This window comes from Acidiphilium sp. (assembly GCF_049977125.1).
Taxonomy (GTDB): Bacteria; Pseudomonadota; Alphaproteobacteria; order Acetobacterales; family Acetobacteraceae; genus Acidiphilium.
In genome coordinates, this window is record NZ_JBMFGY010000068.1 from 1 (window position 1) to 17,512 (window position 17,512).

General features: G+C 63.5%; 14 protein-coding genes. 10 read left to right on the forward strand and 4 right to left on the reverse strand.

Annotated elements, in window-relative coordinates; all coding sequences use genetic code 11:
• Positions 1-110 precede the first annotated feature (110 nt).
• The 3 genes from ACP5E6_RS11290 to ACP5E6_RS11300 are packed head-to-tail and all read right to left on the reverse strand — an operon-like array spanning position 111 to position 5,850.
• Entirely contained in the window at positions 111-3,236 is a 3,126-nt protein-coding gene (locus tag ACP5E6_RS11290) for an efflux RND transporter permease subunit (RefSeq protein WP_427954340.1), read from the reverse strand.
• Positions 3,233-4,324, reverse strand: coding sequence for an efflux RND transporter periplasmic adaptor subunit (locus tag ACP5E6_RS11295; RefSeq protein WP_427954341.1), 1,092 nt, complete (start codon positions 4,322-4,324; stop codon positions 3,233-3,235). The genes ACP5E6_RS11290 and ACP5E6_RS11295 overlap by 4 nt, the downstream gene beginning before the upstream one ends.
• The gene (locus ACP5E6_RS11300) at positions 4,321-5,850 is read right to left on the reverse strand and encodes an efflux transporter outer membrane subunit (RefSeq protein ID WP_427954342.1); all 1,530 of its coding nucleotides are present in this window, start codon (positions 5,848-5,850) and stop codon (positions 4,321-4,323) included. The genes ACP5E6_RS11295 and ACP5E6_RS11300 overlap by 4 nt, the downstream gene beginning before the upstream one ends.
• A 229-nt stretch (positions 5,851-6,079) precedes the next feature.
• Between ACP5E6_RS11300 and ACP5E6_RS11305 the strand changes: the two genes are divergently transcribed.
• The 5 genes from ACP5E6_RS11305 to ACP5E6_RS11325 all read left to right on the forward strand — a co-directional run bounded on the left by ACP5E6_RS11305 (position 6,080) and on the right by ACP5E6_RS11325 (position 10,496).
• Complete coding sequence (locus ACP5E6_RS11305) at positions 6,080-6,478, forward strand: hypothetical protein (protein ID WP_427954343.1); 399 nt, start codon at positions 6,080-6,082, stop codon at positions 6,476-6,478.
• Positions 6,479-6,514: 36 nt separating this feature from the next.
• Entirely contained in the window at positions 6,515-6,898 is a 384-nt protein-coding gene (locus tag ACP5E6_RS11310; RefSeq protein WP_427954344.1) for a hypothetical protein, read from the forward strand.
• A 49-nt stretch (positions 6,899-6,947) separates the two neighbouring features.
• Positions 6,948-8,366, forward strand: coding sequence for a PQQ-binding-like beta-propeller repeat protein (locus ACP5E6_RS11315; RefSeq protein WP_427954345.1), 1,419 nt, complete (start codon positions 6,948-6,950; stop codon positions 8,364-8,366).
• Between the two features lie 121 nt (positions 8,367-8,487).
• Entirely contained in the window at positions 8,488-9,204 is a 717-nt protein-coding gene (locus ACP5E6_RS11320) for a response regulator (protein ID WP_427954346.1), read from the forward strand.
• Entirely contained in the window at positions 9,201-10,496 is a 1,296-nt protein-coding gene (locus ACP5E6_RS11325; protein ID WP_427954347.1) for an ATP-binding protein, read from the forward strand. The genes ACP5E6_RS11320 and ACP5E6_RS11325 overlap by 4 nt, the downstream gene beginning before the upstream one ends.
• Before the next feature lie 28 nt (positions 10,497-10,524).
• Here the strand turns inward: ACP5E6_RS11325 and ACP5E6_RS11330 are convergent, their stop codons facing one another.
• Positions 10,525-13,896: a sensor domain-containing phosphodiesterase gene (locus ACP5E6_RS11330; RefSeq protein WP_427954348.1), complete on the reverse strand. Its 3,372-nt coding sequence runs from the start codon at positions 13,894-13,896 to the stop codon at positions 10,525-10,527.
• Positions 13,897-14,091: 195 nt separating this feature from the next.
• On the opposite strand from ACP5E6_RS11330, the gene ffh reads away from it, so the two are divergent.
• From ffh to rplS, 5 genes are all read left to right on the forward strand, one after another.
• Positions 14,092-15,465: a signal recognition particle protein gene (gene ffh / locus ACP5E6_RS11335; RefSeq protein ID WP_427954349.1), complete on the forward strand. Its 1,374-nt coding sequence runs from the start codon at positions 14,092-14,094 to the stop codon at positions 15,463-15,465.
• Positions 15,466-15,556: 91 nt separating this feature from the next.
• Positions 15,557-15,901 carry a 30S ribosomal protein S16 gene (gene rpsP, locus ACP5E6_RS11340; protein WP_427954350.1) on the forward strand — a complete coding sequence of 115 codons (345 nt, stop codon included), beginning with the start codon at positions 15,557-15,559 and terminating at the stop codon, positions 15,899-15,901.
• A 3-nt stretch (positions 15,902-15,904) separates the two neighbouring features.
• Positions 15,905-16,411 carry a ribosome maturation factor RimM gene (rimM, locus tag ACP5E6_RS11345; RefSeq protein WP_427954351.1) on the forward strand — a complete coding sequence of 169 codons (507 nt, stop codon included), beginning with the start codon at positions 15,905-15,907 and terminating at the stop codon, positions 16,409-16,411.
• On the forward strand, positions 16,408-17,109 hold the full coding sequence (trmD, locus tag ACP5E6_RS11350) for a tRNA (guanosine(37)-N1)-methyltransferase TrmD (RefSeq protein ID WP_427954352.1): 702 nt from the start codon (positions 16,408-16,410) through the stop codon (positions 17,107-17,109). The genes rimM and trmD overlap by 4 nt, the downstream gene beginning before the upstream one ends.
• Before the next feature lie 24 nt (positions 17,110-17,133).
• On the forward strand, positions 17,134-17,508 hold the full coding sequence (gene rplS / locus ACP5E6_RS11355; protein WP_427954353.1) for a 50S ribosomal protein L19: 375 nt from the start codon (positions 17,134-17,136) through the stop codon (positions 17,506-17,508).
• The last annotated feature ends 4 nt before the right edge of the window (positions 17,509-17,512 follow it).

Below are 17,512 nucleotides of genomic sequence, written 5' to 3' on the forward strand. Positions count from 1 at the left end.
TGACCGGCGGCCAGCGTTTTCGCACGCCCAAATCGTTACGTTATCAAAACAAAATTAAGCAATTATCCCATCGATCCCCTCATCCCGCCGCTTCCTTGCGGGTCCCCCCTTCAGGGTGCCGCCGGCAATTCCTGTGCCGCCGCTGCGCCAATCGAGGGCTCCGGGTTCGTCTCACGCCGGGGCAGTGTCGCGCCGAACCATTGGTAGAACGCCGGCACCGCGAACAGCGACACCACCGAGCCGAAGGCCAGACCGCAGATGATCACCAGCCCCATCGAGAACCGCGCCTCGGCGCCGCCACCCGAGGCGAACACCAGCGGCACCGAGGCCGCGATCATCGCCGAAACCGTCATCAGGATCGGCCGCAGCCGGAGCTCGGAGGCCTCGATCACCGCCTCGGTCTTGCTGATCGCCCGTTCCATCTGAATGGAACGGGCAAATTGCACGATCAGGATTCCCTGCTTGCTGACGAGTCCCATCAACATGATCATGCCGACTTCGGAATAGATATTGATCGTCGAGAACCCCAGGGCGATCGGCACGATCGCCCCGATCAGCGTGATCGGCACCGCCGTCAGCACCACCAGCGAATCACGGAAACTCTCGAACTGGGCGGACAGGACCAGAAACACCACGACCAGGGCGAACATGAAGGTGAAGATGAACGCATTGCCCTGATGGACGAACTGACGCGATTCGCCGCCGAAATGGATCTGATCGGTCGAGGGCAGCGTTTTCGCCGCCGTCGTTTTCAGGAACGCCAATGCCTGACCGAGCGATACCCCCTGTTGCGGATTGGCCTGGATCGTCACCGAGTTGAGCTGCTGGAACTGCGGCAGAAAATCCGGTGCCGGCGAATACTGCAATGTCACGAAGGTCGAAATCGGCACCAGGGTCCCGCTCTTGGACCGCAGATAATAATCGCGCAGAAACGCTGGATTGGCGCGCAGTTTCGGCGGCACCTGCGGCGTGACGCGATAGCTCAGCCCCGACATCGAATAATAATTCACATCGTTGCCGCCCAACAGCGCATCCAGATTATCCCCGATATCCGCCATCGTGAAACCCATCGACGCGGCGAGTTTACGGTTGATATGAATCGTGACCTGCTCGTTATTGAATTTCAGATCCTTGTCGACATAGGCGAACAACCCGCTCTTCTGTGCCGCCTCGACGATCTTGTCGGCACTGGCGTCAAGCTCGTGATAGCCGCCGGTGCCGGTCACCACGAATTGCACCGGCAGGCCCACCGCGGCACCCGGCAGCGGCGGCAGGCCGAACGCCGAAAGCGTCATCCCCGGCACATTCCCCGCCAGTTTCTGCACCTGGGCGCGGACCTGCTGGGTGGTCGTGCCGCCCCGTTTGGGTTTGAGAACCACGGCGGAGACCATTTCATTATCGAGCAACATGCCGCCGATTCCGACGCCGTTGACCACGAAAGAATTCTCCTTCGACGGAATTTTATCGAACACCGCCGAGGTCAGGTACCGATCATAGGTATTCATGTAATTCAATGTCGCGGTCGGCGGCGCAATGCCGTTCACATAGACGATCCCCTGATCCGCGGGCGGCGCGAGTTCGCTTTTGCTGATGTTGAACAACGGCACCAGCCCGAGCGCGAGCAATGCCGCCCCCACCACGATCGCGGGCCACAGTTTCAGACTGGCTCGCAACAATCGCCCGTAGGCGACGCGCAGCGCCTCGAACCCGTGCTCGATCGCCGCCGCCACCCGTCCCGGCTTGCCCGGCATCAGAAACCGCGACGCCAGCATCGGCGAGAGAGTCAACGCCACGACCAGCGACAGCGCGACGGTGGCGACGATCGTAAGCGCGAATTCGCCGAACAACGTGCCAACCAGCCCGCCCAGCAGGGCGAGCGGCGCGAATACCGCCCCGATCGTCGTCGCCATCACCAGGATCGGGCTGGCCAATTCCTTGCCCGACAAAATCGCCGCATCGACCGGCGTCATGCCGCCCTCGATATGACGGTGGACGTTTTCCACCACGATGATCGAATCATCCACCACAAGCCCGATCGCCAGAACCATCGCCAGCAGCGTCAGGATATTGATGGTGAAACCCAGCGCCAGCATGATCGACCCGGCCCCCAGCATGGCGATCGGAATCGCGATCACCGGAATGGCGAGCGCGCGCAGCGACCCCAGAAATCCGTAGATCACCAGAATAACGATGCCCAGCGCGATCACGATGTCGATCAGCACCTCATCGATCGAACTGCTGATGAACGAGGCACCATTGTACAGCACGAACCCCTTCATCCCGACCGGCATGCTCGATTTCAGACTGTTCATCTTCGCGATGACACCATGAGCAACAGCGAGCGAATTGCTTCCGGGTGCGGCCATGATGCCGATGCTGACCGAGGGCTTGCCGTTCAGCAGCACCGACGAATTATAAGTCTGCGCCCCCAGCACGACACGGGCGACCTGGTCGAGATAGACCGGCGTGCCATCGTGATAGGCAACGATCAGCGATTTGAACGACGAGGCCTTGTGCATGGCGGTGTTGGCGGTCAGATTAACCGCGAAATATTCACCCTTCGCCCGCCCGACCGCCGCGACGTAGTCGTTCTGTTTCAGCGCCGTGTCGATTTCCGAAGGCGTCACGCCGAGTACCGCCATCTCGTGCGGATTGAGCCAGATGCGCATCGAGAACGTGTTGCCGTTCGGCCCGGTGCCCGGCGGCAGGATCGAGGTCAGCCCGATCCCCTTGACCGATTCGAGCGCCGGCTGCACCACCCTGGTCAAATAATCGGTGATCTGCTGCTGGTTATAGGCCTTGCCCGAATAATTCAGATAGATCAGATCAGCCCCGGAGCCGGAAATCTCCTGCACGATCGGAATAAGCACCCCAACCGGCAACTGGTTGAGCACCGAATTCACCTTGGTCTGAATCTGCGACAGCGCCGCATCGGGGTTCTGCCCCATCTTCATATAGACCTGGATGATCGACAGGCCTTCCTCACTGTCAGCCGTCATGTAATTGATGCCCGGCGCCTGGCCGATCGCCTTTTCAAGCGGCGCCGTGACGAAGGCGGTGACGGTCTTGGGGCTGGCGCCGAAGTAATGCGTCGTGATGTCGACCGTGGTATTGATCGTCGGCGGATATTCGGTGATCGGCATCGAGCCGATCGCCTTGATCCCGAACAGCAAAATCGCGAGGCTCAGGCTGATCGCAAGCACCGGCCGCCGGATGAACAGCGTGGTCAGGTTCACGATTTTGTCTCCAGTGACACCGCATTATTGATCGTCACGCCATCGCCGGAATGTAGCTTGATCTGCCCGGCGGTCACGATCCTCATGCCCGGCTTCACCCCGCTCAGCACCTCGACCTGACCATCGAACTCGGTGCCAACGCTGATCGGCTGTTCGGTGGCGACCAACGCGCCGTCCTTCTTCGCGACGACATAGACGAAATCGCCGAACGTGTTGAACGAGACCGCAACCATCGGAATCGCGACGATCGGCTTGGGCGACTGGCTCTGGATACTCACCATGGTGAACATCCCCGGCGAGAGCGCGGCCCCCGCCGCGATCCGCGCCCGCACCGACATCGCCCGGCTGGCCTTCGAGACATGACTGTCGAACGCTGTGACATGCGCGGTGAAATGAACCAGCCGATCCGCCTGATGAATCGTGACGGTGACCGGCGCGCCGATGTGGATCAAACTGACATTGCGTTGCGGGATTGAGAAATCGACATAGAGATGATCGAGATTCTCGAGGTTGGTGATCGTGTCGCCCGGATGCACATAGGCCCCGGGATCGAGGGTGCGCAGCCCGACCACGCCAGAAAACGGCGCCCGGATGGTATATTGCGCCAACGCCAGTTTGAGCGCCTTCACCGCCGCGATGTCGCTTTGCAACGTATAGGTCGCGGTGTCGTCATTGGCCTGCGACGTCGCATTGACCCCGAACAAGCCGTGCTGGCGCTTCGCATTGATCGCTGCCAGATGCGCCTTGGCCTCCGCCTGATCGACCTGCCCGGGCAGCGACCCCGCGTTCAGGGTGAGCAGTACCTGACCCTTGGTGACCTGCATGCCCGACCGGAAATCGACCGTCTCCACCACCCCGCCGACCGCGCTGCTGATCGAGGCGCCCTGCACCGCCACGATCTGCCCGACCGCGCTGGTCTCGGCCGCATGGCGGATGGTCTTGACCGTGGTATCCGACACCACGACTTTCGGATCGGCCGCCGCCGCCAGACGTTTATGGATCTGATGTTGCTGATAGGCATGCAGACCGAACACGATGCCGAACAGCAGGGCAGCGGCGCAGACAACGACAATGATGGAGCGCTTCATGGCGTGCGCGTTACTTTCACGGTTGCGGGGGATGCGGAGGGCGGTGTGTCGCCCATGGCGACGAACAGGGTGACCAGGTCCTGATAGCAGGTGACCTGCTCGGTGAGTTCGGCGACCTGGTCGGATTGGGCGAGCAGCTCGGCGTTCAGAAGGGTCTGATAGGTGATCGCCCCGGCATCATAGCGTTTTCGGGCGATCCGCAGCGCCGTCCCCGCGAAATCCGCGGCGGCCTTTCGCTGCTCCAGCGAGGCCTCGGCACCCTGCAGATCGCGCAGACCATCGGCCACCTGATTGAACGCGAGCAGGACGGTGTTCTTGTATTGCGCCGTCGTCTGCTGCCAGGTGGCATAGGCGGCTCTCTTGTCAGCCGAGAGCGTGCCGCCCTCGAACAACGGCGCTGCGAACGACGATGCCAGCGTGAAGATCTCCGAGACCGGATTAAACAGCGCCGCCGCGCTGCCGGCGCCGAACGAACCGCTGAGGGTGATATTCGGATACATTGCCGCGGTCGAGGCATCGACCGCCGCCGATGCCGCGGTGACGGCCGCCATCGCGGCGACGATGTCGGGTCGGTGTTCGACCAGAACCGAAGGCACCACCACCGGAATCGCGCTCGGCACGATCAAATCCTGCATCGAGAGGTGCGGGATCGGCTGATCCGGCGCCTGCCCGATCAGGTAGTTCAACCGGTGCCGCGCATCGTCGCGCCGTGCCGTGATCAGCGGCAGTGCCGCCTTGTTCGCCGCGAGCACCGATTTTTGCTGTTGCACCGATTCATCGGAAATACTGCCGAACCGGTAATCGCTGGTCATGACGCCAAGCACCTGGGTCTGTGCCGCGACGATCTGCCGGCGCAGCTGCAACTCCGCCTGATCGCCGGCCAGCGCAATTGCCGCCGTCGCGACATTGCCGGCCAGAAAAATCTTGGCCTCCTGCACCGCCGCCGCGCTCACCGCGGCCCGGGCGCGAGCGTTGCGGTACAAATCGCCCTCGAGACCGAATACGTCGGTATTGTAGCTGATCTCGCCGCTCGCCGCCGCCAGGGTAAATGGCTTGCCCGGCACCACGACCCGCCCGCCCACGATCGAGCGCAAGGCGGTGTCGCGCTGCAAACCGCCACCCAGCCCGATGCTCGGAAAGAAGGCACCGCGCTGCGCAACCGCATAGTTGTTCGACGCGGTCAGGGCATCGCGCGCGGCGGCGAGGGTCGGGTTCTGGGCGAAACTTTTCGCGATCAGCGCGTTCAAAACGGTCGAGTGGAACATCTGCCACCACGCGGCGTTCTGTGCTGCCGTCCAGTCGAACGCCTGGTGTGGGGTGGTGGCCCCACCCGTCGGGGTCCGCGTGTAATGGTCCGGCGCGGCGGCGGGGGCGAGCGTCAGATGCGGCCCGACCGAACAGGCTGAGAGACCGAGGGTGATAAGCGCGACCGAGGGGCGCGCACACCGTCCCAACAGGGTGATCGCGGCGGATCGGGCGGATCGTCGCGAAGAGCGACCGGTATCAATATTGCGCTGGTTTATCATCACGTATCATAAGTATGATCATCACGACGCAATGTCGATTGGCAGATGTTAATAATTGTAAACGAGTATTTGAATGTATTATTGTAATCCGTTTGACCACAAACCCTTACATTCCTGAGAAGATCTTAACTATTACCCTGCCCATCGGTGATCTATATAGGGTCTTGTAGGCTGGATCAGGTTCATTTTTACAGATTGATCCGGCAAAATCTTATCAGGAGTTGAAACAATGACCAGAACCAACAGAATGTTGCTCGGCGCTACCTTGGCGTTCGGTATCACGGGCGCCACCGCATTCGCCGCGCCGCCGCCGGTTGCCGGGGCTGTGGTATCGCAACGGCCGCTCAACGTGGTCGGCCAATATGCGCCCGGTGTCAGCGCGCCGTCGCGGGTCTATAACGGGCAGGGTGCTGCCGGCAACGCCAACAACCAGGTTGGCAGCGCGCAAGGTGCTCTGGTCCATAACCAGTTCGCCTCCACTGTCGGCGGCCAGAACTATCCTCGGTTCAATCCCGCGACCGATCGGACCGCAGCGGTTCAGGCGGTGTCCGGATGGCACCCCGATCAGGCGCCGACCCCCCAGGTCGCCAACGGCACCGACTCGCTGCAATTCCCGATGGGGAACTGACCACCATGCGGGATCATCCCTCAAGGATGACCCCGCGTGCTGGCGTATTCGATCATGAGGATCAATATCATCACTCTTGCCGGCCTTGCCGGCCTCGCCGGGCTGGCCGCCCTCGCGCCGCGCGCGGATGCGCAGCAGAGTGGGTCGGCGGTTCGCCTCCAGGGGGTCATCGCCCAGACGCCCCCCGCCGTGATGGGCCAATCCTATCCCGACTTCGGCGCTCCCGAAGCGCCGGTGGTTACTGATCGGTTCGCCAGTCAGGTGGTGGGCGAGAGCTATCCGCGACTGATCAATCCACCGACGCGCGAAGCCGCGCCGGGGCGCCGGATCGATGAGACCCCGATGCAGCGCAACGCGATGCGCGATCCTCGCGTCATTGTTCGCAACAACCGCAATTTCAATCCGCCGATGGGCAACTGACCCGTATGACCCGCCACCACGTAAACCGTCCCTGAAAGTGACCCGCGCCATGAATTTTCGTCGATCGACCGCAGCCCTGTCCCTCGGCCTTGCCGCCATGGTCATGACCGGGCGCGCCGAGGCCGCCTCCACCCGCGAGTTACCGTCGCAATGGACCGTCTATACCGGTGATGTCGAACATAACTCGGCGTTCAAGGCGCCCACCGGCGCGGCGGGCGCGGCGCTCGACAAAGGGGTGAGCTGGCGATTCGCCGAGGCGAACGCGCTGCCGCTGAGCGATAAGCTCGGCAAGAACGCCGCCGCCCTCGGCCCGCGCGGCGCGCCGGTCAAAACGACCCAGTTCCTCGGCAATGCGGTCGGCGTGACCGTGGTCGGGGACGTGCTTTATGTCGAATCCGACAGCGGCTATGTCTATGCGTTGAACGCGGTCACCGGCCGTCAGATCTGGCGCGCCAGGGTCGACAATGCGGCGATGGGCGATCCGATCGTGGTCGATGGCCGAGTGTTCGTCGGCACCGGGGACACCGGATTTTCGTTCTCGCAGGTGCTGCGCGCCGAAAGCAATGCGCATCTCGGCCTGGTCCGCGGCCTGTCCTGGGGCACGATCTATGCGTTCGACGCCAAGACCGGCAAACCGCTCTGGACCTATGGCACCCGTGGCGAGAACATGCCGAGCGAGTGCTATGCCGCCAGGACTCTCTTTTTCGGCAACGGTGACGGCCATATTTATGCGCTCGATCCGGCAACCGGGGCGCTGCGCTGGAAAACCCCGATCGGCGGGTTCGATTCGATGTCGTCCTGCACGATCGACCACGGCAAGGTTATCGCCGGCTTCACCGACCCCAATAATCTCGCGGCGGTCGATCTGCACGGCGGCAGGCTCGCGTGGCGCGCCACGTTCCCCAATGTCGCCAACACCGGCATGGGCGATAATTCCCCCACGGTCGATCCGGCCAACCATGAAATCATCCAGGTCGCGGTGGCCGATGCCCGCAGCGATGACGGCAAATCCACCGTCAATACCGCGGTGCTCGGCGTCGATGCCCTGACCGGCGCGGTCGAATGGAAAACCCTGCTCGGGCGCGGCGCGACCCCGCCGGCCTACAAGGCCTCGGTCGCGATGGCGCATGACGGGGTCATTTATGTCAGCAGCCCCGTCACCAACAAACTCTATGCGCTGAACGGCAAAACCGGCGCGATCACGTGGCAATCGGCGATTCCCTATCCGCAGATCCCGGGTTTGGGTCGTGGCGCGGTGACCTACGACAAGGGGATGCTCTATCAGAGCACCGGCACCCGCCTGTTCGCCTGGAATGCCAAGACCGGCGCCCTGGTCCATACCGTGCGCATCGGCGGCCGGTTCGGCATCGTCAATCCGGTGATCGTCGGCAACACCATGTTCCTGGCCAATTCCTGGGGCTGGGTGATCGCGCTGCCGGTCTCGACCGTGGCCGGATCGAAGGCATGACATCCAGCGGGCGCACAAATGATCTGGACAGTTTCGCCAAATCGCAACACATGGTCCAGAGTCCGGTGAGCTGTCCCGCCGAACCGGCGCCGCGCGCCGCACATGAAATGTCAGGGCCCTGATGCCGATGTCCGCCCAGAGCGACACTGTTCTGCTGATCGACGATGACTCCCGGCTGCGCGCGCTGGTCGAGGAGCATCTCACCGAGTTCGGCCTCAAGGTGGTCACCCTGCCGGACGGCCGCAAAATGGCCGAAACCCTCAAGGCCAACCAGATCGACATTGTCATCCTCGATCTCGGTCTGCCGTTCGAGGATGGGTTGAGCCTGTGCCGCAAGATCCGCGCCGACAACAATGTGCCGATCCTGATCCTGACCGCGCGGGGCGATGAGGTCGACCGGGTGCTCGGTCTCGAAATGGGTGCCGATGACTATCTCGCCAAACCGTTCAGCCCGCGTGAGCTGATCGCGCGGATCAAGGCGATTCTACGCCGCTCACGGACACCCGCCGCGCCGGCCCGCACGGAGGCTCCCGCCGTCGCATTCGGCCCGTTCAGCTTCGATTTCCAGCATCAGAAACTGCTGCGCGACGGCCAGATCGTGGCGCTCACCTCCGGTGAAGCCAAGCTGCTCGGCATTCTGGTGCAGCACGCCGGGCAGTCCCTGTCACGTCAGCAGATCATGGCGCTCAGCCGCGGCCGCAGCTATGGCCCGTATGACCGCACGATCGATGTGCAAATATCCAAATTGCGCAAGATGATCGAGACCGATCCGGCCGATCCGCGCTACATCCAGACCATCTGGGGCGAAGGCTACGTGTTCTATACCGACATGCCATGAAGCGGCTGTGGCCGGCGCGGCGCGGGCTGACTATCGTGCAGCGCACTGTGATTTTGCTGCTCGCGTTGTTTCTTGCCACCGAAGCGACCGTCGTTGTGCTGTTTCACCTGTATGTGCTCGACCCGGCCGCCGCCCGCTTTGCCGAGATCCTGATCGATGCCGACCAGGCCAGCACCGGTTCGGCGATCACTGACCGCGCGACGTCTCGCCCGGCGCCGCCCGGCCGGCTCATGCTGTTGCACAGCACCGCCGTCAAACCCGGTCGGGCGCCGAATAATTATTTCCTGTCCGAAACCGCGCGCAACGTCGCGCTCATGACCCATGGCGGCGCGATGCGGATCAGCCGCAACCGTGGCCAGCACGATGGCATCATCTGGATCAGGACGACCACGGCCGCGGCCTGGACGGGATTTGCGGTGTCGCGGTTTGATTTCGGCGCGTCGAATTTCGTGCTGCTGCGGCTGATCGTGCTGTTCGGCTTCACCTTCCTCGGCAGCGTGATGATCGTGCGCGAAGTCAACCGCCCGCTCAGTCGCCTCGCCGGGCTGGCGCATCAATGGGGTCAGGGCGATCGGATCTTCGAGATGGAACCGTTCGGCGGGCCGGATGAGATCCGTCAGGTTGAACAGGCGATCCGCGGCATGGCGGCTGATCTGCGCGCGCTCTACGATGAACATTCCGTGCTGCTGACCGGCATTTCCCATGAGTTGCGCACGCCGCTCTCGCGCCTTCTGCTGGTGCTGCATCTGCCCGACGCGAAGTTGCTGGCCCAGAAGCCGGCGATGATCGAGGATGTCGCGGAGATGGACGAAACACTGCGCAAATTTCTCGCTCTGGTCCGCAACGACAGTCAGGAACGCAGCGTCACCGGCAGTCTCGCGCCGTTTCTGAGCGCGATGGCGGCGATCGGGCGTGATCGCTACGGGCTTGACATCGTGCCGCTCCAGATCGACTTGCCGCCGGTCGCCTATAAGCCTCTCGCGCTGGAACGCCTGGTCCGCAACCTGTTCGATAATGCCGCCCGTTACGGCGCCAGCCGGGTCCGGCTTGGCGCCATCATCACGGCCACCACGATCACGATCCGCTTCTGCGATGACGGGCCGGGGCTGCCGATCGCTGATCCGGATGGTGACACCACGCCTGACCCTCACATCCCGCCCGCCCATCAGGGCTCCGGCGTCGGCATGTTGCTCTGCCGGCGGATCGCGACGCTGCACGGCGGCACCATCAGCTTCACGAATGGTTCCGAAGGCGGGCTGATCGCCGCGCTCACGCTGCCACGCGCCGGTTGAACGCGGCAGTGCCCGGCGCGCGCGCCGGTTACGCCTGAGCGGACGATCGCGCCGCGATTTCGCGCGTCCGGCCGCTCGCGATGTCGTCGGCTCGGCGCCTCAGCCAGCGGGGCGCCGGTTCGGGCCGGCCGAACAGGTAGCCCTGAAGGATATCGCACTGACGGTCGAGGAGGAATTCTGCCTGCGCCTCGGTCTCGACGCCCTCGGCGACGGTGGAGAGACCGAGATGCCGTGTCATCGCCAGAATGGCCTCGGCCAGGGTTGCATCGCGGGTGTTGCCGGGCAGGTGACGGATGAACCCGCGATCGATCTTGATCTCGGTGATCGGCAGGGTCTGCAGGTAGCCCAGGCTGGAATAGCCGGTGCCGAAATCATCGACTGAGAAGCGAATGCCGCGCGTGGCCAGGGTGTTCAGGATCGCTCTTGTTTCCTCGATGCGGTCGATCAGAAGATTTTCGGTGATCTCGATCATCAGGTGGTGCGGATCGGCGCCGGTTTCGGCCAGGGCGGCAAGGATGTCATCGACGAAGGCGGGATCGTGCAACTGCCGCGGGCTGACGTTGATGGACACCCGCAGTTTCTGGCCACGCAGCGCTTCCCCGGCGATGATGCGGCACACCGCCCGGATCATCCAGCGACCCATGGCCAGAATCGCGCCGGTCGCCTCGGCGATCGGGATGAAGGCACCCGGCGGCACGATGATCCCATCGGCACGGCGCAGGCGGACCAGCGCCTCGGCGCCGACCACCTCGCCGGCACGGTCGACCTGGGATTGCAGCCAGACTTCGAGACGGTCATGATCGATCGCTTCGCGCAATGTGCGTTCGATCATATGGCGCCGCGCAACCCGGTCCTGCATCGAGGGTTCGAAAAACATCAACGCCGTATCGCTGGCCGCCTTGGCCTGTTGCATGGCGATGTCGGCCTGGCGGAACAGATCCTCGACCGCACCGGCCCGATGCGGGAAAATCGCGATCCCGATGTCGGCGCCAACATGGCATTCATGCGTGGCGACCATGATCGGCGGTGCGAGCGCGTCGAGCAATTTGGTCGCGATCTGTTGGGTGATCGTGGCCGCGGCGTCAGGCTTGTCAGCCAGATCGGCGAGCAGAACCGCGAATTTGTCACCCGCGAGCCGCGCGATGATGTCGGGGCCGCGCAGTGCTGCGCGAAACCGGCGCGCGGCCTGGGTGAGCACGAGATCGCCGATGTGATGGCCATGCAGATCGTTGATGAGGTTGAAGCCGCTGAGATCGATGAACAGCAGCGCCCCGCTCAACCCGCTATCCTGCGCATGAACCAGCGCACTCGCGAGGTGACGCTGCAGCATGGCGCGGTTGGGCATGCCGGTCAGTTGATCGAAGAACGCGAGCCGGTAGATTTCCTCATCGGCTTTCTGCTTGTCGCTGACATCGACCCAGGCGCCGACGATCCGTTCGGGTTGCGTCGCGGTGCCCGGGAGCAGGATTTTTTCGTCGCGCACCCAACAATAGATGCCGCTGGTGCAGGCAAATCGATACTGGTGAACGATGCGCCCGCGATCGGACAGGTTGCGCTCCGCCGCAAGGGCATCGGCGCGATCGTCGGGATGGATATGATCGATCCACCACCGGGGGCGTAGCGCGGCAACCTGAGTGTGGCCGAACAGGCGCTCGATGTTGGCGCTGATCTCGACGAGGTGCCACCCCAGCGGATCGCTGTTGTTGGGCGGGCGTTCGAGCGCGTAAACTACCGTCGGGCTGGTATCGAGCAGGCGGGCCAGACGCTGTTCGCTGTCGCGCTGCGCGGCTACGGCCGCATCCCGGGCGGAGCGGGTCCGTAACGCAACGATGCCATAGGCCAGATCGCTCGCGAGCTGGGTCAGCAGTTTGATCTCGGCCTCGTCGAAACCGCGGCGGCGCGGATCGTGCGAGGCTTCAGGGTCGTCGCTCAGCAGGCTGATCGCCCCCAGGATGGCGCCGCCGTCGCCGCGCAGGGGGATGGCGAGTGCCGAGGTGAATTGGCCTGGAATGGCGATTTTGTCGCGCCAGATCTGCAAGGCGGGTTGATTGAGAAGATCGTGAATCACGACGGTTCGCCCCTCGCGGATGGCGCGGCCGGTTGGATCCTGGCCAAACGGCGTGTCGGCCCAGGTGATATGCAGCGACATCAGGTGATCGAGGCCAAAGCCGGCCTTGGCGACCGGCGTCACGGTGCCATCGGTCGCCGCCATCCCGACCCAGGCGGCGGTGTAGCGCCCGATGTCGACCGCGATGCTGCAGATCGACTGGATCAGTCCGGGTTCATCCGGCACCGTGGCGATCGCCTGGTTGCAGGCGATCACGGTTTGCAGCGCGCGATTGGCGCGATCGAGCAGGATGTTGCTGCGGTGGAGAGCCTCTTCGCGGATTCGTCCATGGAGCTGGGGCGCCAGGGACAGGGCGAGTGAGCGGCACAGCGCGACCGTGGCTTGCGGCAGGATTTCGGTGCGAAAGCCGACGATAAAAGCCAATCGGCGTTCGGCGATAAAAAGCGGAAACGCCATGACGCGCCTTGTGCCACGGCGCACGGCCTCGGCCTGTACGGGAAATGCAGCCAGCGCGGCGGAATCGACGAGGGGATGATCGTCGATCACCGCGCCATCGGTCAACGCCGCGGCACAATAGATCTCGCTGAGCGGATGATCGTTGCCGTCGCGTATCGCGTCGAACATCGATTGGATCACCGGGTCGACCGCGCAGCCGGATAAAAACCGATAGGTTCCGGCCGCGATATCCGCCTCCGGCGTGATGCAATAATCCGCGTCGAGATATCGTCTGATCCGATCGAGCACACGGTCGAGGGCTTCGCGAAAACTGGCGGCGTCGGCCGCATCGGCGGCGATCTGCTGGCGTAGTGACAGTTCCGCGACCAGTCGTTTGCTCTCGGTCAAACGCCGGTGCAATTCGAGTTCGGCCATCACCGAGCGGCTCATATCGATGATGAGCGATTGCTCGGCGATGCCGAAATCCCACCGGGGCCGGACATCCGCCAATGAGAAAGTGCCGATCCGGTAACCCTCCGGCGAGACCAACGGCATGCCGGCGTAGAACCGGATATTTGTCGGCGCGTGCAAGAGCGGCGAACCAGCGAATCGCGGGTCGAGCCGCGCATCCGGCACCAGAAGCAACGCGTCGCTCTCGATCGCGATGTCGCAAAATGAATGCGCGCGATCGATTTCGCTCAGGACGAGGCCGTGGATCGATTTGAAGATGATCCGGTCATTGACGACGAGAGAGATTGCCGCGATTGGAACGCGGAGCAGGCTCGCCGCAAGCCGGGTAAATCGATCGAACACCGCGCGCGAGAGATGATCGTGGGGGCCATAATGGTCCACGATCGTGAGGCGCTCGCGCTCCATATCTGCTGGATAAACGTCCATCCCACGTCTTCATACGGAATAAAGCTTAAGAAAATCAAAACATTTCTCGATTGATCTTTAGCTTGGGCGAGCGTTTCCTGCGGGGAGTCGGGTGGTCTTGTATCTGGCGGCGGGATGGGCCATAGAACATTTCATTAATCCGTCGCGCTGCGAGTCTCGCACCGCGGCGTGTTTTTGCTTGAGGAGATCGTTTCCATGTTCGACGCCCTTTCGGGCAAATTGGGTGATGTGTTCGACCGGTTACGCCGGCGTGGTGCGTTGTCCGAGACCGATGTGATCGAAGCGATGCGGGACATTCGTCTCGCGCTGCTCGAGGCGGACGTCGCTTTGCCGGTGGTGCGCGATTTTATCTCCAAGGTGCGGTTGCAGGCGGTCGGGGCCGAGGTGTTGCGGGCGGTTTCGCCCGGGCAGCAGGTGGTCAAGATTGTCAACGACGCCCTGGTCGAGGCGCTGGGCGGCGAGGGGGTGGTGCCGCTGAATTTGAATGCGGCGGCGCCGATCCCGTTTTTGATGGTGGGGTTGCAGGGGTCGGGCAAGACCACGACTTCGGGCAAGATTGCGCTCTATCTGAAGGACAAGCAGCGCAAGAAGGTGCTGCTGGCGAGTTTGGACACGCAGCGGCCGGCGGCGCAGTTGCAGTTGGCGCAGTTGGCGGAGCGGGCCGGGGTGGCGTCACTGCCGATCGTGCCGGGCGAGACGCCGGTGCAGATTGCCAAGCGCGCGATGGAGACCGGGCGGCGCGAAGTGTTCGACGTGGTGATTTTGGACACGGCCGGGCGCTTGTCGATCGATCAGGCGTTGATGGACGAGGTCAAGGCGATCCGGGCGGCGACCGACCCGGCCGAGACGCTGCTGGTGGTCGATGCGATGACCGGGCAGGATGCGGTGGTGACGGCGACCGCGTTCAACGAGGCGGTGAGCATTACCGGCATCGTGATGACGCGGTTGGACGGCGATGCGCGCGGGGGTGCGGCGCTCTCGATGCGGGCGATCACCGGGGCGCCGATCAAGCTGATGGGCATGGGCGAAAAGCTCGATGCGCTGGAGCAGTTTCACCCTGAGCGGATCGCCGGGCGGATTCTCGGCATGGGCGATATCGTGTCGCTGGTCGAGAAAGCGTCGGAACATGTCGATCAGGCGAATGCCGAGAAACTCGCCAAGAAGATGGCGAAGGGGAAGTTCGACCTCGAGGATTATGGCGAACAACTCAAGCAGATCACCAAGATGGGGTCGCTTTCGGGCATCATGGGGATGTTGCCGGGGGTGGGCAAGATCAAGCAGCAACTGGCGGACGCGGACCTCGATACGTCGATTTTGAAGCGCCAGGGGGCGATCATATCGTCGATGACCAAGGCGGAACGGGCGAACCCGGACATTATGAAGGCGAGCCGGAAGAAGCGGGTCGCGGCGGGGTCCGGGACGTCGGTGCAGGAGGTCAATCGGCTGCTCAAGCAGTTCGATATGATGAAGGACATGATGAAGCGCGCGTCCAAACTCGGGCAGAAGGGCCTGGCGCGCGGGGGGTTGGCGGCGTTGATGCCACAAGGTGGTGGGAGACGGCCGTTTTAGGTTTGGTTGGCGGCGGGAGACGGCCGTTTCAGGGTCAACCCCTTTTCGTTCGGGGGATTCAGTTTTTGTTTACTTTGGAGAGTTATAGACAATGTCGTTGAAGATCAGACTGGCCCGTGCGGGTGCGAAAAAGCGGCCGTTCTATCATATCGTGGTGGCGGATGCGCGCAGCCCGCGGGATGGCAAGTTCATCGAGCGGTTGGGGAGCTACAACCCGATGCTGCCGGCCGAGCATGAGGACCGGGTGCGGTTGGTGAACGAGCGGGTGACGCATTGGCTGAGCCAGGGCGCGCAGGCGACCGATCGGGTGGCGAAATTCCTCGGCAAGGCCGGGTTGGCGCCGATGCCGGTGTATCGCGAGCAGCCGATCCAGGCGGCGCCGAAGAAGAAGGCGCAGGAACGCGCGGCCGAACGGGCCAAGGCTGCCGCGGCGTAATCGATGGATCAAGCGCTGATCCTGATGGGCGTGATCGGCAAGCCGCATGGGGTGCGGGGGGCGGTGCATGTGCATGCCTATACCGACAACCCCGCGTCGCTGGCCGATTTTCCGCTCCGCGATCAGCGCGGGCGCCGGGTGGAGCTTGCCTGGGTGACCGACGGTGTCGCAAGGGTCACACTGTTCGAGGCGGATCGCAAGATTGCGGTTTCGGATCGGGATGCGGCGGCGCGGTTGGTGAATGTGCAGTTGTTCGTCGAACGGGCGGCGCTACCGCCGGCGGCCGAGGATGAGTTCTACCTCGCCGATCTGATCGGTTTAGCCGCGATCGGGGCCAATGGCGCGAGCCTTGGCACCATCACCGCCGTGCATGATTATGGCGCGGGGGCCAGCATCGAACTCGATGATGGATCGCTGCTGCCGTTCACCCGCGCGGTGGTGCCGGAGATCGATCTGGCGGCGAAGCGGGCGCTTGTGGTGCCCCCGTTCGAGATCGAGGTGCGGGAATGATGTTCCGCGCCACCGTCGTGACCTTGTTTCCCGAGATGTTTCCCGGGCCGCTCGGCTATTCGCTGGCGGGACGGGCGCTGGGCGAGGCGATCTGGTCGCTCGATTGCGTCAATATCCGCGATTTCGGCCAGGGACGGCACCGGGCGGTCGATGATACGCCGTTCGGTGGCGGGGCGGGCATGGTGATGCGGCCGGATGTGCTGGATGCGGCGATCAACTCCGTCGCGGATGACCGGCCGTTGATCGCGCTGACGCCACGCGGGGCGCCACTCACGCAAAACCGGGTGAAAACCCTCGCTGCCGGTGCGGGCGTGATCCTGCTGTGCGGGCGCTATGAAGGGTTCGACCAGCGCGTGCTCGACGCCCGTCACGCCGAGGAAATCAGCATCGGCGATTACATTCTGGCCGGTGGGGAAATCGCGGCGCTCGCCCTGCTCGATGCGACCATCCGCCTGCTGCCGGGCGTGATGGGGGCGGCGGACAGCGCTGATGAGGAAAGCTTTTCGGCGCCGTTGCTCGAATATCCGCACTACACCCGCCCGGCCGAATGGAACGGCCACGCCGTGCCGGACACGCTGCTCTCGGGGCATCACCAGGCGATCACCGCATGGCGGCGCAACCAGGCGGAAACCATTACACGAACCCGCAGACCCGATCTGTGGGCCCACCATATTGCCAGCCAGCCGGCTCGGCCGTAACGCACTCTCGAAAGGACAAACCCCATGAACGTCATTCAGACGATCGACGCCGAACAGATCGCCAAACTCAGCGAAACGCGCGGCATTCCCACCTTCCAGCCAGGCGACAATCTGCGCGTGTCGGTGCGGGTCAAGGAAGGCGAACGCACCCGCATCCAGGCGTTCGAAGGCGTGTGCATCGCGCGCTCGAACCGGGGCATCAACTCCAACTTCACGGTGCGGAAAATCTCGTACGGCGAAGGCGTCGAACGCGTGTTTCCGCTGTATTCGCCGAACGTGACCGAAATCGCGGTAACCCGCCGGGGCGACGTGCGGCGCGCGAAACTCTATTACCTCCGCGGCCGCCGCGGCAAGTCGGCACGCATCGCCGAAGCCGCGCGGGAGACGCCGGCGGCTTGAGGCG